Here is a 19,865-nt window from a genome sequence, read left to right on the forward strand (position 1 = left end):
GAACGGCTTCTCGGAGCGATGCGATGCCGGCCTACGCGTCAGTACTCGTACGTGTCCTGCGGGGCGGCAATCGGCCGAGCGCCGTGAACGATCAAGGTCGGGGTGTAGCGGTTGCCTTCGTTCGCGGTGTTGGGTGCGACGGTTCCGGTGACGGTCAGCCACTGGTCGTCCCGGTAGTGGTCGAGGTTGTCGCCGGCGAGCCGGGCGTGGAGGGGGAACGCGTCGGCGGCGCAGCAGTTGATGACGATGCGGGCGAGGAACGGGGCGCCGGCCTTGTTGCGGACGATGAAGCCGGTGACCTGGATGGTGCGGTTGTCGAGCGTCCCGGCGCTGTCCCACCCGGCGCGCGTGATGAGGTCGGTGAAGCGCATCGGGACGACCTCGCCTGGCGGCAGAGGTGGGAACGGGACGCGGCGCGTGGTGTCCGGACCGGGGGCGGCCACGGTGCGGTTTCCGGCGCGGTTGACCGCGTCGGAGCCCAGCGCGGGAGGGGCGATGAGGAAGATGGCCAGGACGGGGACGAGGAGAAGCCACGGGCTTCGTGGGGCATGATGGTGCTCATCGGCGCAGGCCGGGCCTGGAGACGACCCAGATTGCCCGGCTGGGATCGGGCGAGCATCCCGGATGTCCCGGACGATGGCGATCACTGCCAGCGCGACGATCACGGTGCCAGCGGCCAGCAACCACGGCGCCATGACCGGCCTGACATAGCGCAGGTAGCCGGCGTCGAGGACGATCTTGATCAGAGCGCCCCCGACCAGGAGCAGAAGTACGTTCTGCGTCTCCCGCTTCATCGGCCACTCCCCAGCAGCGGCAGCCCGACCGCAACAGCGCATCCGATGGCGACCAGGAACGTCAGCGGCGCGAACCGGAGGGCGAACTGGCGGCCGAATGTCCCGGCCTGCAGTGCGATGAGCTTGAGGTCGACAGCCGGGCCGACTACCAGGAAAACGAGCCTGGGAACCAGGGGGATGGCGGAAAGAGAAGCTGCGACGAAGGCGTCTGCCTCGCTGCACAGCGCCAGGACGACAGCGAGCACGGCCATCACGAGCACGCCGAGCGCCAGGTTCCCACCCAGGGTGCCCAGCCAGGTCTGCGGGACGACGACGTTGAGCACGGCGGAGGCGAGCCCGCCGATGACGAGGAACCCACCCGCTTCGACGAGGTCGTGCCGTGCCGTCTCGGTGAACACCCGCCAGCGGGATCCGCCGACCGGCCCGGACAGGCGGCTCAGCGCCCGCTCCGCGATCCACTCCACGCGGCCGAACCGCTGCCACAACCAGCCCGTGACGACGGCCGTGGTCAGCGACCCTCCGAATCGGGCGAGCACCATCTCCGGCCGCCCCGGGAAGGCAACCGCGGTCACCAGCACGACCGGATTGATCGCCGGTGAGGCCAGCAAGAACGCAAGTGCCACCGCAGGGGCCACCTGATTCTGCATCAACCGGCGTGCGACCGGCACCGACGCACACTCGCATCCCGGCAGCGCGGCCCCCGCCAAACCCGCGACCGGAATCGCGAGCCCAGGGTGGCGCGGAAGCAGTCGTCGCAGGCGTTCGGCGGGCAAGAACGCCATGATCGCCCCGCTCAGCAGCACTCCGAGAACCAGGAAGGGCAAGGCCTGCACCACCACTGCGACGAACACCGTCGACCCGGTTCGCAACGCCGCCACGTCGAACAGGTCGACCAGGTAGCTCTGGGCCAGCAGTGCCACGAGCAGCACCACGCACAGCACCCGGAGGGACCCGGTCGATCCCCGCCGCCACTTGGTTCGGGCGGGTGCCGTCACCGATCCTCGCTCCCCATGGTCAGACCCCTTCGGATGCCGTGGCGTCGGTGTGGCCACCCCAGCAGCTCCGGCGCCCCCAACCGGCCGTGCCCAGCGTCAGCCGACAATCCGTCGCGCGCCGATGTAATGTCCGTCACCCTTCGCGGAACGGACGTCCACGAGTTGCCCTTCGGTCGGGGCGTCGACCATCTTCCCACTGCCCACGTACATGCCGACGTGGTGGATCTTCGACGGGTCGCCGCTGCCGTCGTCGAAGAAGACAAGGTCACCGGGCTGGAGCTCGCTCATCGACACCGGCCTGCCGACCGTGTACTGCTGCCGGCTCGTCCGGGGCAGACTGACCCCCGCCTGTTTGTAGGCCCAGCTGGTCAAGCCGGAACAGTCGAACTCGCTGGGGCCGGTCGCTCCCCACTCGTACTCCGAACCACGCTTGGAGAGCGCGGCCTGCAACGCGTCGTTCGCCGCACCCGGGGGCCCGAGGTAGGAGCCGGTGTCCTGCACCGTGTTGAGGACTTCCCGTTCACTGGCTGACAAGGCGTTGAGGGCCTGCCGCACCTGCCTGATCTGGGTGTTGAGATCCCGCCTGCGCTGGTTCACGAGGTCCAGCGCTCGTTGCGCCTCGGCCGCCGCGGCATCGGCACGCGTCTTCGCCTCCGCGGCGGCTGCTTGGGCAGTCGCCGCCTGGCTGCTCGCAGCCTGCAGCTGGGTCAGCGCCTCCATGTTGTTGGCGGACAGCATGCTCAGCGCCGACATGCGGTCGAGGTAGTCCTGGGCGGAGCTGCTGCCCATGATCGCCGACAGCCGGGCGAACTGGCCGCCCCGGAAGGATTCCGCGGTGAATTCGTCCACTGTGCCGCGGAACTGCCCCTCGGCGGCCTGGGCGCGGGCGAGAGCCTCGTTCGCGGCAGCCAGGTCGGCGTTGGCCCGGTCGCGGATGTTGTTCGCGTTGGTGAGGTCTGCTTGTGCGCCCAGCAGGTCCTCGTCAGCCTGGGCGGCAGCTGCACCGAGTTCCTGGTAGCGCTGCATCTCGTCAGAGCCTTCGGAGGGCTGAGCCCCTGCGGGGATGGCGACCAGAGTCATCGCGAGGACCGCTGTGGCCGCGAGGGCTCGTACGGCGTTGGTGAGTCTGCGGTTGTGCGGGCGCACCGAGGTGGTTCTCCTTTGTGGATCAGCGGACGTTCCTCGACCTCCCCGAAGGTCCGCGGTCACAGTAGGGTAACGAGCAGCCGTTGTCCACTATCGTGTTTCGTACTACAGGCTGTCGTTGAATTTCTCACCCTTGGTGATCAACCGACCGGCTGCGTCGTTCGATGGGTCGTGAGCTTCGACACGCCTACCCGCCGAACCGCGTGTCCGCATCAGACGCGATACTCGGACGGTCGATCACTGTCCGCGCTGATCCCGTGGCTGTCGTCGTGCCTCCAGCACGGACAGCAACGTCGCAGTGAGCACTCCGGGCGCCTGCTCGGTGGTGAGTTCACCCTTGCCGACTTCGTCAGCCGCGGCGTGGATCAGGGCGTAGCAGGTCGTGACCAGCCAGTCCTCCGGCAAGTCGGTGCGGAACACGCCTTCACGCCGGCCCCTCGCGATGAGCCGTTGGACGTGGCGGAACGCCCGGTCGTGCTGGCGGCGCAGGTGTTCGGGCCCGAGAACGTCCAGCGCCACGGCATGGAGCCTGCGGTACTGGTCCAGGATGGACCACGAGGTGCACACCAGCCTGCCTCCTGGCCGGCCGCGTGACCCGATCCGCCGCACTCGGCCTGTTCTCTGCGCACCCCGCCGTGATCAGCGCAGGAGAAGCGTCCACGATGGCATCGACGCTGGCGCTGAGCGACATCGCGACCATGAGCCGGTACACCGGGCGCTACCGGTTCCGGCGAATCCCGGAGATCTCGGCACCGGTCACCATCGCCTGGGCCGGCCGCGACCGGATCATCGGCCGTCGCGGTGCCCGCCGCGCCGCCGAGCTGCTGCCCGCGGCGACCCAGGTCCTGCTGCCACGCAGCGGACACCTGATGCCCGCTGATGCACCCAGCGAAGTCGCCCGACTGGTCATGTGCCACGCCAAGCTCCGGCCCCAAGGAGGTGACTACTAGTATTCCTAGTAATGACGCTCCCGGGAAAGGTCAGCATGCGCTCACGCCTGCACATCAAACTGCTGCTCACGCTCACAGCTCTGACGCTGTCCGCCTGCGCAACGCCGAGCGTGACCGCAGGCGACAGCACGTCCACCACCCCGGACCTGGCACATGTGCACGGACTCGGTGTCGACCCCGCGGACGGCATGCTCTACGCCGCGAGCCACTACGGACTCTTCAAACTCGCACCGGGCGGCGCACCGGAGCGGGTCGGCCCGGTGCAGGACGTGATGGGGTTCACCGTCGTGGGACCACGGCATTTCCTCGGCAGCGGCCATCCTGGATCCCGCACCGACGGGCCTCCCCACCTGGGCCTCGTCGAAAGCACCGACGCAGGGCAGACCTGGCGTGAGCTGTCCCTCGCAGGGCGCGCGGACCTGCACTCGATCGAAGCGAAACACGGCCTCGTCTACGGCTACGACAGTCAGAGTCGCCAGCTCATGGTGACCACCGACATGCGGAACTGGGACAACCGAGCTCGCCTCGCTGTCAGTGACTTCGCCGTGGACCCCGCCAGCCCCGACGTCATCGTCGCGAACACCACGGACGGACTGATGCGGAGCAGCGACGGCGGCCGCAACTTCTCCCTCTTGCCCGACGCCCCGGAACTGGTCTTCGTGGAGTGGCCCGCTTCCGGCACGCTGCTGGGCTCCGATCCGAACAACACGATCTACATCAGCGCGGATGGCGGGAACACCTGGGCGCGGCAGGGACAGGCGCCGGGTCCGCCGGGCGCGTTCGCCGCGCCCAGTGTGTCCGACGTGTACGTGGGGACTGAAACCGCGATCCACTACTCGTCCGACGGCGGCCGCACTTTCACGATCCGCCAAGCGTTGACCTGATCAGCCGGGCGGACGCTGGGCCACCGCGGCGAGAGCGAGTGTCACCACGGAGTCCTCGGCCTGTTCCCGAGTCCACCGTTGACCGACGCGCAATGCCAGGTACGTCCAGCCCACCTGGTTGAACAGCACAGTCGCGGTCCGGTCGACATCGGGTACACCGGCGAGACTCCCGTCGACGATCCCGTCCCGCAGCAGCCGCGCGAGGGGCTCGACGAACACCGTACGAGTCGCCAGCGCTCGGTCGCGCTCGAGGCCGCTGACCTTCTCGGGTTCGTGGAAGATTCCGCCGTCCTCGGCGAACAGGCCGACCAGCAGGTGCCGCCACGGATCCGCAACCTGGCACGTCGCTCGCAGGGCGCGCTCCAGGCGCGCCAGCCCAGTCCCGTCCGAGACGAGCGTCGGCCAGACCGCTTGCTGGTACTCGTAGCCGGCGCGGATGCTCAGTAGTTCGATCACTCGTTCCCGGGTCAGCCCCTTGCGATGCAGAGTCATCCGCGACGCACCCAACCGTCGCGCGATGCCGGCCACCGAGAGGGCCGTCAAACCCTCCTCGGCGAGGATTTCCAGCCCCGCCTCGACAACTCGGCTTTCCCATTCGTCCATGAGACGCTACTGTATCAGCTCGAATACAGGCTAGTATCGCGAGCGGAGGTGCCATGCGCAGGAAGGCGAAAGCCCCGAGACGAGCCGCGCGTTACCGCGCGGCTGCTGCCGGGTTGGCGGGATTGGGTCTCGGCGAACTGGTCAGCGCTACGAACGGCCAGTCGTTGATCGACAACGTCGGCCGGAGCGTGGTGGACTGGAGTCCCCGCCAGGTGGTTGACCTGACGGTGAAGCTCCTGTCGAGCCGGGACAAGCCGGCGATCCGCGCGGCCGTGGGCGCGACGGCGATCAGCACGACCGTCGCCTTGGCTCGCCTGCCTACGGCCGCCCGCACTGCGGCTCTCACAGCTCTCGCCACCGCGACAGCAGGGCTCGCGCTGCGCCGCCCGCCCCGGTCCGTTCCGGCGGCTCTTGCCGCGGCGACCGCCGGAGCTGTTACGACCAGTTACGCCTTGTCCGGCAGCTCAGGCCCGGGCCGCGCGACAGCGTGGGTCCTGCTCGGTAGCGGTTCGCTGGTGGCCGCGCGCAGTCTGCTGGCGAGCCGGCGGCGGCGGCACGAAATCGAGACCCAGCGGCCGCTCGACAGCGCCGCCGTGCCCGAGGACGGAGCCGAGGCGGTGCCCGGGCTGGCTCCACTCATCACCCCGGCCGACCAGTTCTACGTCACGGATGTCAACCTCAGCACGCCGTTGATCGAGGAAAACCGGTGGCAGCTCACGATCATGGGCCTCGTGGGCGAAACCCAGCGATGGTCGCTGGCCGACCTCATGGCTGAGGCCGAGGAGTTCGACGCGGTCATGGTCTGCGTCCACAATCCGGTGGGCGGGCACCGGCTGGGCAACGGCAGGTGGCACGGCGTGCCCCTGCGAACCCTGCTCGAACGGGCAGCCCCGTCCGCCGAAGCGGACACGCTGGTCACACGAGCGGTCGACGGTTTCACCGTCTCCCTGCCCACCGAGCCGTTGCGATCCGGGAAGTGGAAGGGCTACGTCGTGGTCGGCCTCAACGGCCGGCCGCTTTCGGCCGCACACGGTTATCCGGCGAGGGTGTTCGTACCGGGCATCTACGGGCAGTACACCGGCGTGAAGTGGTTGACCGAGCTGGAACTGACAACCGGCCCGCACTCCGACTACTGGTCGCCGCGGGGCTGGCCGCACGAGCCCGCCTGGATCCAGCCCCAAGCCCGCATCGACGTACCGGCGGAGGGCCTGCGAGCCGGCCGCCCGCTCCAGGTGGCCGGCGTCGCCTGGGCCCCGCCGCACGGCATTGCAGGCGTGGACGTGCGCGCCGACAACGGCCCGTGGCAGCCGGCAAAGCTGGCACGTGAACTCTCGCCTTCCTCGTGGCGCCGGTGGACGGCCGCGCTCGACCTCGTCCCGGGAGCGCACTCGGTCCAAGCCCGGGCCATCAGCCGGTCGGGTGAGGTCCAGGACAGCCGGGAGCGGCCGCCTTACCCCGTCGGCGCGAGCGGCTGGCACACGGTCGCTGTCCACGTCTCGTCATAACCCCTCTCAGGAGGCAAACCGTGGCCATCTCCGCTCAGCTGGGCGCGCCGCGTCGAACAGAGCTCGCCGCAGGCCCCATCGAATACCGCGAACGCGGGACCGGCGCACCCGTCGTCTTCCTGCACGGGATCATCGCCAACGGCGACGTCTGGCGACACGTCGTCCCCGAACTGGCCGGCCAGTACCGCTGCATCACCCCCGACTGGCCGCTCGGTTCGCACCGGCTGCCCATGCGCGCCGGGACCGACTTCACCCTCTTCGGGCTGGCGAAGCTCGTCAACGAGTTCCTCGGTGCCCTCGGGCTCGACGACGTGGTGCTGGTCGCCAACGACACGGGCGGCGCCATCGCACAAGCGGTCGCGGCCCGCCACCCGGACCGGCTCGGCCGGCTGGTACTGACGCCGTGCGACGCCATCGGCAACTTCCTGCCTCCGCCGATCAAGCACCTGCAGGTGGTCGGGCGCACGCCGACAGGGCTCTACCTGCTCGCGCAGGGGCTGCGCTCGCGAGCCGTCCAACGACTGCCGATCGCCTTCGGCAGGCTCACCGAGCGGCCGATCCCGGCGGAGATCATGCGGTCGTACACCGAACCACTGCGTAAGCACAGCGGTGTCCGCCGCGACTTCGCCGCGCTGGTGCGGGCGATCAGCTCCGAATTCACGCAGGAAGCCGCGCGGGGGCTGAACGCCTTCCACCGGCCCACGTTGATCGCCTGGGCGCGCGAGCGGCGCCGGTTCTTCCCGCAAGAGCACGCGCACCGGCTCGCCTGCATCCTCCCGAATGCACACTTGGAAGTACTCGAGAACACGGGGCCCTTCATCAGTGAGGACCAGCCGGTGGCCCTGGCGCGCCTGATCCAGGATTTTCTCACGGTCAGGGCTACGGCATGACCCTCGCTTATGAACCGGCGTTCCGCGCGGCCTCGACCACCACCCTGATCCGTTGCACGAGCGTCAGCAGCGACAGCAGCGCGAGCAGCCACAGCGACACCTCGACGGCATACGGCACGCCGAGACCCTGAAGGCCGGTACCGATGAGCGCGATGGCCAGCCGCTCGGCACGCTCGGCAACACCGCCCTGGGCGGAGAAGCCCGACGCCTCGGCTCGCGCCTTGACGTAAGAGATCACCTGGGCGAGTACGAGGCACACGAGCGCGGCCGCCGCAGCCCTCGGCCTACCCGTGGCGAAGGCCCACCACGTGATGGCGGCGAAGAGCGCGCCGTCGACGAGCCGATCGCACGTGGCGTCGAGTACCGCGCCGAACCGCGTGGTGCCGGCCGCGCGGGCCATCGCGCCATCGACCAGGTCGAGCATCACGAAAGCCCAGACGGTGAAGGTGCCGGCGAGGAGCATCCCGCGTGGCAGGAACAGGAGCGCGGACGAGACCGCCCCGACCGTGCCAAGGAGAGTCACGGCGTTGGGCGTCAGCCCGACCTTCACCAGCGCCACACCGAGCGGATCGATGAGGCGCGCCACGAAGGCACGCGCGAAGGTGTTGAACATCGGACACCGCCAGGAGGTAGCAACGGCCCGTCAGCGACTTCTTCACCATTAGGCCTACCCCGTAATGGTATACAGCGTGTCGGCGGGCCGGACGCGTTCCTACCCTCTAGGCTGCCTAGTAGATCGACTTACCACAGGAGGGTGCGGTGGCTGGTGCGGTTGCGGCTCTCGTCGCCGTGGTTGCGCTCGTGGCCGCGGTCTATGGCGGGTCGATGCTGGTGCGACTGGCGCCCACAGCCCGCCAGGTTCACCCGTTCCTGTCCGGCGGCGCGCCCGCGGAGCACGCCGTCTCGCGGTACCACGCCCGCTGGTACACGATCACGATGATCTTCCTGGCCTTCGACATGGAAATGGTCTTCATGTACCCGTGGACGCTTGTCGTCTCGGAGGTCGGCGCCGCGGCCGTGGTGGAGATGTTCCTCTTCCTCGCGCTGCTGTTCGCAGGCGTCTGGTATGCGTGGCGGGAGGGCGTGTTCCGGTGGACGTGACATCCTGGCTGCTGCGCCGGACGCCCGTGCGACCGCTGATCGCCACAGCGCCGGGAGGTACGGCCGCGCGCCTCGCGGCCGAGCGGGAGGCGCGCGTCCGCGGGTGGCGACCGGCACTCAGCCCGGCTGAAGCCAACGTGCTGATCGTCGCGGGGCCACCCGGCGAGCAGATGGCGGCGGCGGAGGCGGTCTGGCGGCAGATGCCGTTTCCCCGGGTCCGTGCAGAACTTCTCGACGCGGCGGATGTCGCGGCCGCACTCGACGACGCGGTGCGCCGACTGCACTCTGTCGATCACCAGCGCGCGGAGGTGCACCAAGCCCACGGTCCTGACGTGAGCCATCATCACGGACCCCACAATGACCCCGCCGACCACGAGCAGGCGCCACAAGGCCCGATTGGACACGAGCAACACCGCCCGGATCCGCACGCCCACCACGGCGAGCAGGAACACCACGCACACACCCTGCACACCGGGCACGAGCCGCACGACCACGCACAGCACACCGCGCACACCCAGCGCGACCAGGAGCACGACGGGCCCGCTGGCCCCGACGGGCACATGAGCGACGGCGCCCATCGGGGGCACACCGTCCCCACCCAGCCCGCTGCCCAGAGTGGGCATGGCAATCACGGCGGGCACGAGGACCATGGCGGCCACGGTGGGCATGACAACCACGGCGGGCATGGCGAACACGACGAGCACGCGGGCCATGGTGGACACGCGAGCCACGGCGGGCACGCCAGCCACGGTGGACATGGGAGCCACGGTGGGCATGCGGGTCACGACATGAGCGGCATGGAAATGCCCGGCGGTATCCCGATGGCCGACCGCGCGCCGGACCGTGACGGGCTGCAGCTCGATCAACTGCACGTGCAGCTCGGCCCGGTCCTGCCGGCATGGCCGGACGGGCTGGTGATCCACGCGGCCCTGCAGGGCGATGTCATCCAGGAAGCGACTGTCGACCTGCTTCCAGCCCCGCACGGCACCGAGCCCTTCTGGTCGTCGCGGGCGGAGGGCATCCCAGGCAAGGCGGCTCGGCGACTCGACAGCTGTCACCGGCTCCTGACCGTCGCGGGTTGGGAGGAGGCAGCGGTCGTCGCGGCCCGGTTGCGGGACCGCGCACTCGCAGGTGAGCGGATCGACCCGGAGTTCCATCGGTGGGCACGACGGGTCCGCAGGTCACGGGTCCTGCGGTGGTCGCTGTCCGGGGTCGGGGTGCTCGACGAGACTGCCCCTTCGCTGGCCGGCGACGCGATGGACCGCTTGACGCGCTGGCTCGACGACGCCGAAGCGGAGCTGCGCGACGGCGTGACCGCGAACGAGGAGGATCCAGCGGGGGCCCTCGAGGGCCTGCCGGCCCTGCTGGCCGGTAGTGAGTTCGCGGCGGCCCGGCTGATCGTGGCCAGCCTGGATCCGGACCTCGAACGTGCGCGGGTGGCCCATGGTTGAACAGCTTCCCTTCTGGGGCGGCCTGGTGCTGCCGCTCGTCCTGGTGTCACTCGTCGCGGCCACCGCGGCGTGGGACTCGGCGCTCGCGTCCCGGGCCGCCGGGAGCCGGAACGGCGCACTCATCGAGCCGTTCCACGCCGCGGCCGGACTGCTGGTCCAGCAACGGCGCCGGACTATCGCGGCGGACCTCCTGCTCTCGCGCGGCGGCGCGCTCGCCCTCCTCGTCGCCGGCTTCCTGGCCTCCCTGGTCACACCGCTGGGCCGGTGGGTGGTCGCGGACTTCTCGATCGGGATCGTGTGGTTCAACGCGATGGAGGTAGTCGCGTGGGCCGCGGTCTGGCTCGTCGGCTGGGGCGCCAACTCGGCGTACGGGATGATCGGGGGGTACCGGTTCGTCGCGCTGGGACTGGCCTACGAGCTGCCGCACATGTTCGCGCTGATCACGGCGGCACTGGGGGCCGAGTCGCTCCGGGTCGGCGACGTCGTCGCGGCGCAGGGCTCGGTGTGGTTCGTCGTCTGGATGCCGGTCGCGTTCGTGGTGTACCTGCTGTCGGTCCTCGCGATGGCGTTCTGGGGGCCGTTCAGCCAGCCGGTCGCCGCGGACCTGGCGGGCGGCGCCTCAGCCGAACTGTCCGGGGTGGACCGGCTGCTGTTCTCGGCCGGACGGTGGCTGTTGCTGGTGTCGGGTGCGGCCTTCGCGGTGCCACTGTTCCTGGGGGGCGGCGCGGGGCCGCTGCTCCCGGACTGGCTGTGGTCGCTGCTGAAGACCGCCGCGGTGCTGGCGGTTCTGGTGTGGATGCGGCGCCGCACCCCGATCGTGCGCGTGGAGCGTTACGAGGAGATCGCGTGGATGGTCCTGATCCCGCTGATGCTGCTGCAGGCGCTCGTGGTGGCCCTCGTGGTCCTCGCCCGGTGAGAAAGGAGCGCGCCTGATGTGGGCACAGATCGCCTTCTGGGTCTGCGCCGTCGGTTCCGTGGCTACCGGGGTCGCGGTGTTCCGGGTGGACTCCATGGCGCGCGCCACGTTCGCGCTGCTCGCGTCGTTCGTCTTCGCCGCCGGGACCGTGCTGCTGCTGAACCTGGCCTACCTCGGCGTCCTCGTGGTCCTCATGATGATCATGGAGATGGTCGTCATGGCGATCTTCATGATCATGTACATGATGAACCCGGCCGGACTGATGCCGATGACCATGGTGCACAACCAGAAGGGCTCGCTGGCGATCGCGGGCGGGGTGTTCGCGGTGCTGGCCGTGGCGATCTTCCTGATCCCGTGGCCGACTTCGGGCGAGCCACCGCCCGCCGACCCGACGCGCGCCCTCGGTGAGGCCCTCATGGGCTCGAAGATGCTCGTGATGATGGTGCTGGGGCTGTGCCTGTTCGCCACCATGGTGGCCACCGTCGTCCTGGCTGCACACCGAGGCCGTTACGACCGTTACGGCGACCGGCTCGACGCCAAGCACCCCGACGACCCAGTGCGAGGGGGCCTGAACCGGTGATCCTGCAACAGTTTCTGCTCCTCGCTGCGGCGTTGTTCAGCGTCGGTCTTTACGGCGCGCTCTCCCAGCAGTCCATCGTGATGATCATGATGGGGCTGGAGCTGATGGCCAACGCGATCATCGTGGCCGCCTCGGCGTTCTGGTACTTCGCCTCGCCCAGCCGCCCCGACGGCCAGGTCGTGGTGGTCGTCGCGCTCGTGCTGATGGCGGTCGACATGGCGATCGGGTTCGCCGTCACGACCGCGATCTTCCGGCGCCGGGACGTGGACATGACCGACTCGGCCGCGGATCTCAAGGGCTGAACCGATGACCCTGTGGCTGCTCATCGCGCTCCCCTTCGTGGCCGGAGGCGCCCTCTTGCTCTCGGGCCACCGCGCCGACCGGGTGGCTCCCTGGGCCGGCGTCGCCATAGCCGCCGCGACGGTCGCGCTCGCGATCATCGCCGCGGTCGGCAGGCCGGAGGTCTCGGCGCCGTTGCTGGCCGGCCTCCGGCTCGGGCTCGGTGTGGACGGGCTCTCGTCCGTCATGGTGGTGACCGTCGCCCTCGTGCTGCTCGCCGTGCTCGTGTTCGCCGCCGGCGAATTCCGCGCCGACGAGTCGCGAGCCCGTTTTCACGGGCTGATGCTGGTTTTCGCGGGCGCGATGCTGGTGACCGTGACGGCCCGTGACCTGACCGCGCTGCTCATGGCATGGGAAGTCATGGGAGCCTGCTCGTACGCCCTGATCGGGTTCTGGTGGCGGGACGAGCACCGGGCGGCGTCCGGTGTGGTCGCTTTCCTCACCACGCGCGCCGCCGACCTCGGGTTGTACCTGGCGGCAGGGGCCGCCCTCGCCGGCGGAGTGGCCGGCCTGGACCTCGCCGGCCTGCCGGACGCGGCGGGCGGCTGGCGGGACGCGATCGCGGCCGGACTGGTGCTCGCGGCGATCGGAAAGTCCGCCCAGTTGCCGTTCAGTTTCTGGCTTTCACGGGCGATGGACGGTCCGAGCCCGGTCTCGGCGCTGCTGCACTCGGCGACGATGGTCGCGGCAGGTGCGTACCTGCTGCTGCGGGTCGAGCCGCTGCTGACCGTGACCGGGTGGGCGGCCACCACGGTCGCCTGGGTCGGGGTGCTCACCGCGCTCGCGCTCGGCGCGGTCGCGGTGGCACAGCGCGACCTCAAGCAGGTATTGGCGGCCTCGACGTGCTCGCAGATCGGGTTCATGGTGCTCGCCGCCGGCACCGGCGGTGTGGCGGCCGGGACGGGCCAGCTCGTGGCCCACGCGGCGACCAAGAGCCTGCTCTTCCTCGGGGCCGGTGCGTGGCTGGTCGCGCTGGACACCAAGGACCTCGCCCGGCTGAAGGGCGCCGCGCGGCGCTTCCCGCTTCTGGGCGCGGTGTTCACCATCGGCGCGATGAGCCTGGCGGGCATTCCGCCGTTGTCGATCTGGGTAACCAAGGACGCAGTGCTGGCGACCGCGCTGGCCGGATCACCCGCCCTCTATGTCGTGGGGTTGGCGGCGGCGCTGCTCAGCGGTGCCTACGTGGGCCGGGTGCTGGCCGTCCTCTGGCTGCCCACTGAGCCGGGTTCGGCCTCGCCGCCGAACTCACTGCTCCTGGGACCGTTGCCGGTCCTCGCGCTGGCTGCCGCGTTGCTCGGCGTCCTCGGACTGCCCGGGCCCGCACACTGGTTCGCTTCCCTCCTCGGGGTGACCGAAGTTCCCGAGGCCTCGTGGCTCGAGCTGATCGTCTCCGGGCTGATCGCGATCGTGGGCGCCCTGGTCGCCGCGTCCTGGACGCGCCAGCGGTCGCCGGCCGCGCCACGCGTGCTGGCCGGCTGGCTCGGGCTCGAACGGCTCGCCCGGCTGCTCGTCGTGACGCCTGCGCTGCGCCTGGCCGACGGGCTGGCCCGGTTCGACGACCGGGTGGTGGACGGCGGCGTGCGCGCGGCCGCGGCTACCGCCGGCGGCCTGGGCCGCCTTGTGAACCTGCGCCTCGAATGGTCGATCGAGGGCGCCGTGCGCGGCCTCACCGGGGCGGCGCGGGCACTGGGTCGGCAGGCGCCGCGGCCGCAGACCGGTCAGCTGCACCACTACTACGCCCAGGCGGCCGTCGGGCTGGGTGTCCTGGTCCTGTTGTTGATCGTCCTGTGACGAACGTGAGGTGAACGTGCTCAGCGTCGTGGTGTTCCTGCCGCTGGCGGCCGCGGTGGTGCTGTTCGCGGTGCCGCGCGTGCCCGACCGGTTCGTCCGGTGGTGGTGGCTCGCGGTGGCGGCGATCGATTTCGCGCTGGTCATCGCGTTGTGGGTGGGTTACCCGGGTGGGGACGGTTACGCCTACGAGGTCAACCTGCGGTGGATCCCGAGCGTGAGCTCCGGCTACCACCTGGGCGTGGACGGTCTCAGCCTGCCGCTGGTCGCGCTCACCGCGGGCCTGTTCCTCGCGTGCGCGGTCTATTCGCTGCGTCAGGACAAGCGGGTGCGCTCCTTCGCCGCGTTGTTCCTGTTCCTGGAGACGGTGAGCCTCGGGCTGTTCGTGGCCCTGGACCTGATCCTGTTCTTCGTCTTCTTCGATCTGTCGATCGTCGGGATGTACTTCGTGATCGCGGGCTGGGGTCACCGCGACGCCGCGCGGGCGGCCGTGAAGTTCTTCCTGTACACCTTCGTCGGCTCCCTCGCATTGCTGGTCGGGTTCATCGCCCTCTACCTCGCCGCCTCACCGCACACCTTCGACATCGTCGAACTGACCCGGCAAATGCCGCTGGCCGGCGGCGGATGGGTCGCCGGGCTCGTGCTGCTCGCCCTGGGTGTGGGTTTCGCGATCAAGACCCCGACCGTCCCGTTCCACACCTGGCTGCCGCCCGCGCACACGGAGGCGCCCGCGGCCGGGTCGGCGATCCTGGCCGGAGTGCTGCTGAAAATGGGCACGTACGGGTTCGTGCGCATCATGATGCCCATCCTGCCCGACGCGTGGCGCCGCTACGCCGTGGTCGTCGTCGTGATCGGCGTGGTCAGCGTCCTCTATGGAGCGTTCGTGGCGCTGGCACAGCGGGACTTCAAGCGGATGATCGCCTACACCTCGGTCAACCACATGGGCTACATCATCCTCGCGGTCGGCGCCGCCGGACTGGTCGCCGATTCCGCAGCCGAGGCGCGCCAGCTCGCGGTGACCGGGGCGGTCACGCAGATGGTCAGCCACGGCCTGATCACCGCCGCGCTGTTCCTGCTGGCCGGGGTGCTCTACGACCGCGGCGGCACCTACGACATGTCCCGCTACGGCGGGATGGCGGCCAGCGCACCCAAGTTCGCGGGGCTCACCGCGGTGGCGGCGTTCGCCTCGCTCGGCCTGCCCGGGTTCTCCGGATTCATCGCCGAGTTCCAGATCTTCACCGGGTCACTCGGGGCGACGCCGGTCGCCACAGTGCTGGCGTTCCTCGGCATCCTCGTCACAGCGGCCCTGTTCCTGCGCGCCTTCCAGCGGATCTTCCTCGGCCCCGCGCGCTCGACCGAACCGGCAGCCGACCTGACTGTCACCGAGGGCGTCTCGATCGCGCCGCTACTGGTGCTCGCCGTCGTCATCGGCGTGTTCCCGCGGTTCCTGCTCGACCTGATCGAACCGGCGTCGCGCGCGGTCCTCGACCTGATGGCCCGGTGATCGCGCCGTGGAGATGATGAACGAAGACCCCTCCGCACTGCTGCCCGAGATCTTCCTCGCGGTGGCGGCCGTGGTCGCCCTGCTGCTCGGGTCCTACCTCCCGCGGCAGCGCCAGTGGCCCGTCCGGTTGGTCACCGCCCTCGCCTGCCTCGCCGGCCTGGTCGCGACCGTGGTGGCCTGGGGGCACGACGAGACGGTGTTCGGCGGCAGTTATGCGATCGACGTCGCCACCAACGCCGGCCGAATCATCGTGCTGGTCTCCGTGCTCATCACCCTCGGGGTCAGCGCCGGGGAGTTCCGCGGCGCCCCACGGGAGAGCGAGCTGTACGTCCTCATGCTGCTCGCCGCCCTCGGGACGGTGCTGCTGACCGGGGCGAACGACCTGATGCTGCTGGTCGCCGCCTACCTGCTCGCCAGCATCCCGCTGTACGCGCTCGCGGGATTCGCGAAGGACGACACAGGCACCGAGGCGTCGCTGAAGTTCTACCTGCTCGGGGCCCTGCTCGGCATCGTCATGCTCGCCGGTGCGACCGTCCTCTTCGGAGTCGGCGGGGCCAGCGGGTACGCGCCGCTCCGCGAATCGCTCGGCGGCGCACCGGCCGCCGCGGTGGCCATCGGATTCGTCGGAGTGCTCGGCGGGCTGCTGTTCAAGGTGGGCGCGGTGCCCGCACATTTCTGGGTGCCGGACGTCACCGAGGGCACGAGGCCACCGGTCGCGGCGTTCCTCACCACGGTGCCCAAGATCGGCGGGGTAATCGCCGCGTACCGGCTCGTGTCCTCGGGTCTGGCGGACTCGCCCGTCGACTGGGCGCTGCTGCTGGCGATCGTCGCCGCGGTCACCATGACACTGGGCAACCTCGCCGCGTTCTTCCAGCAGAACGTGCGCAGACTGCTCGCGTACTCGACCATCAGCCAGGTCGGGTACCTGCTCATGGCCGTCGCCGCCGCCCTGCGCAGCGACCTCGCCTTGCCCAGCCTGCTGCTGTACGTCGCCGCCTACGCCGTCACCAACCTCGGGGCGTTCGCCGTGGTGTGCGCGCTGCCCAAGGCCGCTGTGATCGAGGACTACCGCGGCTTGATCCGGCGCCGGCCCTGGCTCGCCGTCAGCCTGGTGGTGTGCCTGCTCGGGCTCGTCGGCACCCCGCCGACCGGGGTGTTCGCCGGCAAGCTGACCGTATTCACCGCCGCCTTCGACGGTGGCTATGCCTGGCTCGTCGTGGTCGCGGCGATCAACACGGTCGCCAGTCTGTTCTACTACCTGCGGTGGATCGCCCCCGCCGTGCGCTCGGCGGACTCCCCCGCCGCCTCGGACGTCGACCGGTGGTCCGCCGGCACCGCCTACGCCGCTGCCGCCGCCTCTGTGGTGCTGGGCCCGCTGGCCGGTCCGCTGCTGAGCGCGTTCGGCGGGAGCCTCATCCTGATGTGAACGCGGGAGTTGGGCCCGGCCTGTCCCTGTAGCCGGGCCCCCTCCTTCTCGCAGTTCTCGGCAGCAGCCGGGCGTCCGCTAGCCGAGTGCCGCGAGCAGGTCGTTCATCCGCGCGAGTTCACGGCTCTGGTCGGTCTTGGTGGTGCGCGCGACGTCGAGTGCGAACCGGTCCCGACCGTGCTCGAGTTCGTCGATGGCCTCGGCAACCGCCTGGGCGTGGTGGGGTCGCATCATCATCAGGAACATACGATCGACCATGGCCCCCTCGGCGCTTCGAAGCATCTGCAGGTCCTGCTGCTCCATCTCCCGCACGGGCGCGGGCGGTGGCTCGGGCTTCGCGCCTTGGCGGCTCAGCCAGGCCTCCATCTGCCGGATCTGCCCGCTCTGCTCCCCGGCGATGTGCGCCGCGAGTTGCCGCACCTCGGCGTTCGTCGCCTTGGCCCGAGCAACCTCGGCCATTTCGACGGCGCTCTGGTGGTGCGGAACGAGCATCGCGATGAAGCTGATGTCATGACTGGTGGCGCGGTCGTTGCCCTTGGCACTGTTCGAGGTCGAGGCGCTCGCCGCGGGTGCGACCACCAACGCAGCCGCGGCCAGTGCGGCGACGGTGAGACGGATGCGGCTTGGGGCGATTCGGAAACGCATGCGATCTCCCTGTCAAGTGGAGGGGTCAGCCCAGTGAAGCGATCAGAGTGCGACATGCCTGTTCACAACCGCGGCATTCATCCGCGCAGACGCGGCAGTGGTCGTGGTGCCCGGCATGGCGGGCACACTCGTCACCACACGCCTTGCACGCGGCCGCGCAGGCTTGAAGGATCGACCGGGTGAGGTTGGCGTCGTAGCCGGTGTGGCGCGACAGCGTCCGGCCGGTGGCATCGCAGATGTCGGCGCAGTCGAGGTTGCCGCGGATGCATTTGGTCAGTTCGGCGACCATTTCCTCGCTGAGACAGGCGTCCGCGCACGCGCTGCACGCCTGAGCACAGCTGAAGCACGCGTCGATGCACCGCGCCAGCGCCTCCCGGTCCACGCCGCCGAGATCCGCCGGGTAGGCGCCGAGCATTTCAGCACTCCTGGTCATCAGATCTCCTATCCATGGTCGTAGTCGTGTGGCCGGTCGCCCGGGTACCCCTTCGAACACGACCCACACCCGCCGGAGCGAAAAGGTTCTTGTGTCCGGAAGATGCCGGCGTGCGAAGCCTCGACTCGTTGCACCAGAAGGATCTCGACAATGATCGAGCAGATGACGTAACGAACTACTATGCTCGATAGTCTTAAATAGGGTAGGAGTCGCGGCTCAGCACCCGGCGGACGATGGAGGACCGATGGCACTCTCCAACCAGCGGCGAGCGGACAAGCAAGTCGCGAACATCCGCGACGACGCCGTCCGCGACCAGTACGCCGACGCTTCCGCCGCCAGCGGTTACGTCGCGGCACACGAGTCAGGACCGTCCACCAGGTACTTCTTCTCGCGTCTCCACGTCGTCGACGAAGCCCTGGCGCCGGTCTCCGGCGACCTCCTCGACATCGGCTGTGGTCCGGGCATCCTGATCAGCCATCTCCTCGCCACCCGCCCCGGCGAGTTCCGGATCACCGCGTGCGACCGTTCCCCAGCCATGATCGACGCCGTCGCGGAGCGCACCGGGCACGCCGGCGTCCGCCTCTCGGTCGCACGGATCGAGGAGATGCCGTTCCCCGACGACAGCTTCGACGTAGTCGTGGCCATGGGCGTGCTCGAGTACGCCGAGGTCCGCCAGGCACTGCGAGAACTGGCCCGCGTCACCCGGCCAGGCGGGCTCGCCGTCGTGACCATGCTCAACCCGTTGAGCCCCTACCGAACCTTCGAATGGTGCGTCTACTGGCCGACGTTGCGCCTGCTCGGGCGCCTCGAACGGCTACTCGGGGTGCCATCCTCGAAGCGGCATGGAGTGCCGAGATCCGGGATACGCGCGCTTCCCGCACGGCGTCTCCGTCGCCTTTTGCGGAACGCGGGGTTCCATCCGAGGGATCTCGTCTACTACGACGTGACTCCGTTCCTGCCTCCGGTAGACAAGATCGTCCGCCGGTGGAAGCAGGGCTGGCGGCACCATCCGGACAAGACGGTCAGCCGTGGCGCGAGCCGGTGGCTGGGTACCGGCTATCTGGTCACCGCCCGTCGAGCGGACTAGCGCCCCGGCGGTCGGCTATCGGAGAGACGTCACCGAGCGCACTGCGCCGGCGATTGATTCAGCGCGATCGGGAATTGGCGCCCCCGCCGCGGGATCCTCGGCCGGGTCGATCACCGTCACTCGCACCCCGTGCCCCTCCTCCTCGTCGCGCAACGCCTCAGTCAGCACCGAGAGCGCGGCCCGGCTTCCCACGTAGGCCGCCCGGTTCACCGGTGAGTCGGTGATCCTCGCCGATTCCACCACGATGATGTGTCCGCGCGCCGCCCTCAGGGCAGGCAAAAGGCGATGCGCCAGCTCGGCGAAGCCGAACAAGTTCGCCTGGTAGAGCTCTCGCCAGGCTTGTGCACTGGTTTCCCGCAGCGGACCGTCGGCGTAGACGTCTGCACAGTGCACCAGGATTTCCACCCCGGCCGGCACACGATCGAGCTCCGTCCATGGCCGGCCAGGCGGACAGGCCGCCGCCGCATCACCGGCCACCCGAACATCATGGCTGCCGGCCAAGGATCGCACGATCGCTTCGACGAGTCTCCGGCTGTCGCCGATCACCACGGCGACCGGGCGGGGTTCCATCGCTGTCGCCTCCATGAGGCTCGAAAAGCCGAACGTAGCATCGCCGGAGGCGTGCCGCACGCGTCCGCACCTTGCGTACTGAGCAGGCAACTACCTGTGATAGTAGTTACCAGCTGTGGCCCGACAACGTGACAGAGGGCCGGGATGAGGGGAGACAGTGGTTCCTTCGATGGACGACGCGGACAGGACTACCGATGACCAGGAGCACGGGGACCAGACCGCCTACCTACCGCTCGCGGGCAGTGTGAGCGATCCTCA

General features: G+C 69.7%; 22 protein-coding genes. 13 read left to right on the forward strand and 9 right to left on the reverse strand.

From position 1 onward, the window contains the following. Positions 1-38 precede the first annotated feature (38 nt). The 4 genes from L2C96_RS35955 to L2C96_RS35970 all read right to left on the reverse strand — a co-directional run bounded on the left by L2C96_RS35955 (position 39) and on the right by L2C96_RS35970 (position 3,502). On the reverse strand, positions 39-794 hold the full coding sequence (locus L2C96_RS35955) for a TIGR03943 family putative permease subunit (RefSeq protein ID WP_237339364.1): 756 nt from the start codon (positions 792-794) through the stop codon (positions 39-41). Further along, positions 791-1,789 carry a permease gene (locus L2C96_RS35960; RefSeq protein ID WP_237339365.1) on the reverse strand — a complete coding sequence of 333 codons (999 nt, stop codon included), beginning with the start codon at positions 1,787-1,789 and terminating at the stop codon, positions 791-793. Before L2C96_RS35960 ends, L2C96_RS35955 begins: the two co-directional genes overlap by 4 nt. 96 nt (positions 1,790-1,885) lie before the next feature. Next, the gene (locus tag L2C96_RS35965; RefSeq protein WP_237339366.1) at positions 1,886-2,815 is read right to left on the reverse strand and encodes a C40 family peptidase; all 930 of its coding nucleotides are present in this window, start codon (positions 2,813-2,815) and stop codon (positions 1,886-1,888) included. A 357-nt stretch (positions 2,816-3,172) separates the two neighbouring features. Then, positions 3,173-3,502 carry a hypothetical protein gene (locus L2C96_RS35970; RefSeq protein ID WP_237339367.1) on the reverse strand — a complete coding sequence of 110 codons (330 nt, stop codon included), beginning with the start codon at positions 3,500-3,502 and terminating at the stop codon, positions 3,173-3,175. A 95-nt stretch (positions 3,503-3,597) separates the two neighbouring features. Between L2C96_RS35970 and L2C96_RS35975 the strand changes: the two genes are divergently transcribed. Then, positions 3,598-3,885, forward strand: a complete 288-nt coding sequence (locus L2C96_RS35975; protein ID WP_237339368.1) for an alpha/beta fold hydrolase — start codon at positions 3,598-3,600, stop codon at positions 3,883-3,885. 35 nt (positions 3,886-3,920) lie between these two features. Further along, a complete protein-coding gene (locus tag L2C96_RS35980; protein ID WP_237339369.1) occupies positions 3,921-4,769 on the forward strand; it encodes a F510_1955 family glycosylhydrolase in 849 nt (282 codons plus the stop codon). On the opposite strand, the gene L2C96_RS35985 is transcribed toward L2C96_RS35980, so the two are convergent. Then, positions 4,770-5,372, reverse strand: coding sequence for a TetR/AcrR family transcriptional regulator (locus tag L2C96_RS35985; protein ID WP_237339370.1), 603 nt, complete (start codon positions 5,370-5,372; stop codon positions 4,770-4,772). It lies immediately after the preceding gene. A gap of 53 nt (positions 5,373-5,425) precedes the next feature. Between L2C96_RS35985 and L2C96_RS35990 the strand changes: the two genes are divergently transcribed. Together L2C96_RS35990 and L2C96_RS35995 are read left to right on the forward strand one after the other, a co-directional pair. Beyond that, positions 5,426-6,877: a molybdopterin-dependent oxidoreductase gene (locus L2C96_RS35990; RefSeq protein WP_237339371.1), complete on the forward strand. Its 1,452-nt coding sequence runs from the start codon at positions 5,426-5,428 to the stop codon at positions 6,875-6,877. A 20-nt stretch (positions 6,878-6,897) separates the two neighbouring features. Continuing rightward, the gene (locus L2C96_RS35995; protein ID WP_237339372.1) at positions 6,898-7,767 is read left to right on the forward strand and encodes an alpha/beta fold hydrolase; all 870 of its coding nucleotides are present in this window, start codon (positions 6,898-6,900) and stop codon (positions 7,765-7,767) included. Positions 7,768-7,774: 7 nt separating this feature from the next. Here L2C96_RS35995 and pgsA read toward each other — a convergent pair whose 3' ends face one another. Beyond that, entirely contained in the window at positions 7,775-8,380 is a 606-nt protein-coding gene (pgsA, locus tag L2C96_RS36000; RefSeq protein ID WP_237339373.1) for a phosphatidylinositol phosphate synthase, read from the reverse strand. A gap of 146 nt (positions 8,381-8,526) precedes the next feature. Here pgsA and L2C96_RS36005 point away from each other — a divergent pair, with 146 nt between their 5' ends. From L2C96_RS36005 to L2C96_RS36040, 8 genes are read left to right on the forward strand one after another with little or no spacing between them, the layout of a single operon-like run. After that, entirely contained in the window at positions 8,527-8,868 is a 342-nt protein-coding gene (locus tag L2C96_RS36005) for an NADH-quinone oxidoreductase subunit A (RefSeq protein WP_372491305.1), read from the forward strand. Continuing rightward, positions 8,859-10,319 carry a hypothetical protein gene (locus L2C96_RS36010; protein WP_237339398.1) on the forward strand — a complete coding sequence of 487 codons (1,461 nt, stop codon included), beginning with the start codon at positions 8,859-8,861 and terminating at the stop codon, positions 10,317-10,319. The genes L2C96_RS36005 and L2C96_RS36010 overlap by 10 nt, the downstream gene beginning before the upstream one ends. After that, positions 10,312-11,235: a complex I subunit 1 family protein gene (locus L2C96_RS36015; protein ID WP_237339374.1), complete on the forward strand. Its 924-nt coding sequence runs from the start codon at positions 10,312-10,314 to the stop codon at positions 11,233-11,235. Before L2C96_RS36010 ends, L2C96_RS36015 begins: the two co-directional genes overlap by 8 nt. 16 nt (positions 11,236-11,251) lie before the next feature. Next, on the forward strand, positions 11,252-11,815 hold the full coding sequence (locus L2C96_RS36020; protein WP_237339375.1) for an NADH-quinone oxidoreductase subunit J family protein: 564 nt from the start codon (positions 11,252-11,254) through the stop codon (positions 11,813-11,815). Continuing rightward, on the forward strand, positions 11,812-12,117 hold the full coding sequence (nuoK, locus tag L2C96_RS36025; RefSeq protein ID WP_237339376.1) for an NADH-quinone oxidoreductase subunit NuoK: 306 nt from the start codon (positions 11,812-11,814) through the stop codon (positions 12,115-12,117). The genes L2C96_RS36020 and nuoK overlap by 4 nt, the downstream gene beginning before the upstream one ends. Before the next feature lie 4 nt (positions 12,118-12,121). After that, positions 12,122-13,945 carry an NADH-quinone oxidoreductase subunit 5 family protein gene (locus tag L2C96_RS36030; RefSeq protein WP_237339377.1) on the forward strand — a complete coding sequence of 608 codons (1,824 nt, stop codon included), beginning with the start codon at positions 12,122-12,124 and terminating at the stop codon, positions 13,943-13,945. Between the two features lie 16 nt (positions 13,946-13,961). Continuing rightward, positions 13,962-15,446 carry a complex I subunit 4 family protein gene (locus L2C96_RS36035; RefSeq protein WP_237339394.1) on the forward strand — a complete coding sequence of 495 codons (1,485 nt, stop codon included), beginning with the start codon at positions 13,962-13,964 and terminating at the stop codon, positions 15,444-15,446. A gap of 13 nt (positions 15,447-15,459) precedes the next feature. Next, positions 15,460-16,872, forward strand: a complete 1,413-nt coding sequence (locus tag L2C96_RS36040) for an NADH-quinone oxidoreductase subunit N (RefSeq protein ID WP_308191218.1) — start codon at positions 15,460-15,462, stop codon at positions 16,870-16,872. Between the two features lie 78 nt (positions 16,873-16,950). On the opposite strand, the gene L2C96_RS36045 is transcribed toward L2C96_RS36040, so the two are convergent. Together L2C96_RS36045 and L2C96_RS36050 are read right to left on the reverse strand one after the other, a co-directional pair. Beyond that, the gene (locus L2C96_RS36045) at positions 16,951-17,517 is read right to left on the reverse strand and encodes a DUF305 domain-containing protein (RefSeq protein ID WP_237339378.1); all 567 of its coding nucleotides are present in this window, start codon (positions 17,515-17,517) and stop codon (positions 16,951-16,953) included. Between the two features lie 25 nt (positions 17,518-17,542). Beyond that, complete coding sequence (locus L2C96_RS36050; RefSeq protein WP_237339379.1) at positions 17,543-17,950, reverse strand: four-helix bundle copper-binding protein; 408 nt, start codon at positions 17,948-17,950, stop codon at positions 17,543-17,545. Between the two features lie 244 nt (positions 17,951-18,194). On the opposite strand from L2C96_RS36050, the gene L2C96_RS36055 reads away from it, so the two are divergent. Beyond that, complete coding sequence (locus L2C96_RS36055; RefSeq protein ID WP_237339380.1) at positions 18,195-19,037, forward strand: class I SAM-dependent methyltransferase; 843 nt, start codon at positions 18,195-18,197, stop codon at positions 19,035-19,037. Between the two features lie 15 nt (positions 19,038-19,052). Here the strand turns inward: L2C96_RS36055 and L2C96_RS36060 are convergent, their stop codons facing one another. Beyond that, a complete protein-coding gene (locus tag L2C96_RS36060; protein ID WP_237339381.1) occupies positions 19,053-19,667 on the reverse strand; it encodes an SDR family NAD(P)-dependent oxidoreductase in 615 nt (204 codons plus the stop codon). Positions 19,668-19,865 lie beyond the last annotated feature (198 nt).

Origin of the sequence: Amycolatopsis tucumanensis (assembly GCF_021654135.1) — a bacterium.
Classification (GTDB): Bacteria; Actinomycetota; Actinomycetes; order Mycobacteriales; family Pseudonocardiaceae; genus Amycolatopsis_E; species Amycolatopsis_E tucumanensis.

Coding starts and splice junctions, on each gene's coding strand:
- L2C96_RS35955 (WP_237339364.1), bottom strand. CDS start 794: ATGAAGCGGGAGACGCAGAACGTACTTCTGCTCCTGGTCGGGGGCGCT.
- L2C96_RS35965 (WP_237339366.1), bottom strand. CDS start 2,815: ATGCAGCGCTACCAGGAACTCGGTGCAGCTGCCGCCCAGGCTGACGAG.
- L2C96_RS35975 (WP_237339368.1), top strand. CDS start 3,598: ATGGCATCGACGCTGGCGCTGAGCGACATCGCGACCATGAGCCGGTAC.
- L2C96_RS35980 (WP_237339369.1), top strand. CDS start 3,921: ATGCGCTCACGCCTGCACATCAAACTGCTGCTCACGCTCACAGCTCTG.
- L2C96_RS35985 (WP_237339370.1), bottom strand. CDS start 5,372: ATGGACGAATGGGAAAGCCGAGTTGTCGAGGCGGGGCTGGAAATCCTC.
- L2C96_RS35990 (WP_237339371.1), top strand. CDS start 5,426: ATGCGCAGGAAGGCGAAAGCCCCGAGACGAGCCGCGCGTTACCGCGCG.
- pgsA (WP_237339373.1), bottom strand. CDS start 8,380: ATGTTCAACACCTTCGCGCGTGCCTTCGTGGCGCGCCTCATCGATCCG.
- L2C96_RS36015 (WP_237339374.1), top strand. CDS start 10,312: ATGGTTGAACAGCTTCCCTTCTGGGGCGGCCTGGTGCTGCCGCTCGTC.
- L2C96_RS36020 (WP_237339375.1), top strand. CDS start 11,252: ATGTGGGCACAGATCGCCTTCTGGGTCTGCGCCGTCGGTTCCGTGGCT.
- L2C96_RS36030 (WP_237339377.1), top strand. CDS start 12,122: ATGACCCTGTGGCTGCTCATCGCGCTCCCCTTCGTGGCCGGAGGCGCC.
- L2C96_RS36040 (WP_308191218.1), top strand. CDS start 15,460: ATGATGAACGAAGACCCCTCCGCACTGCTGCCCGAGATCTTCCTCGCG.
- L2C96_RS36045 (WP_237339378.1), bottom strand. CDS start 17,517: ATGCGTTTCCGAATCGCCCCAAGCCGCATCCGTCTCACCGTCGCCGCA.
- L2C96_RS36050 (WP_237339379.1), bottom strand. CDS start 17,950: ATGACCAGGAGTGCTGAAATGCTCGGCGCCTACCCGGCGGATCTCGGC.
- L2C96_RS36055 (WP_237339380.1), top strand. CDS start 18,195: ATGGCACTCTCCAACCAGCGGCGAGCGGACAAGCAAGTCGCGAACATC.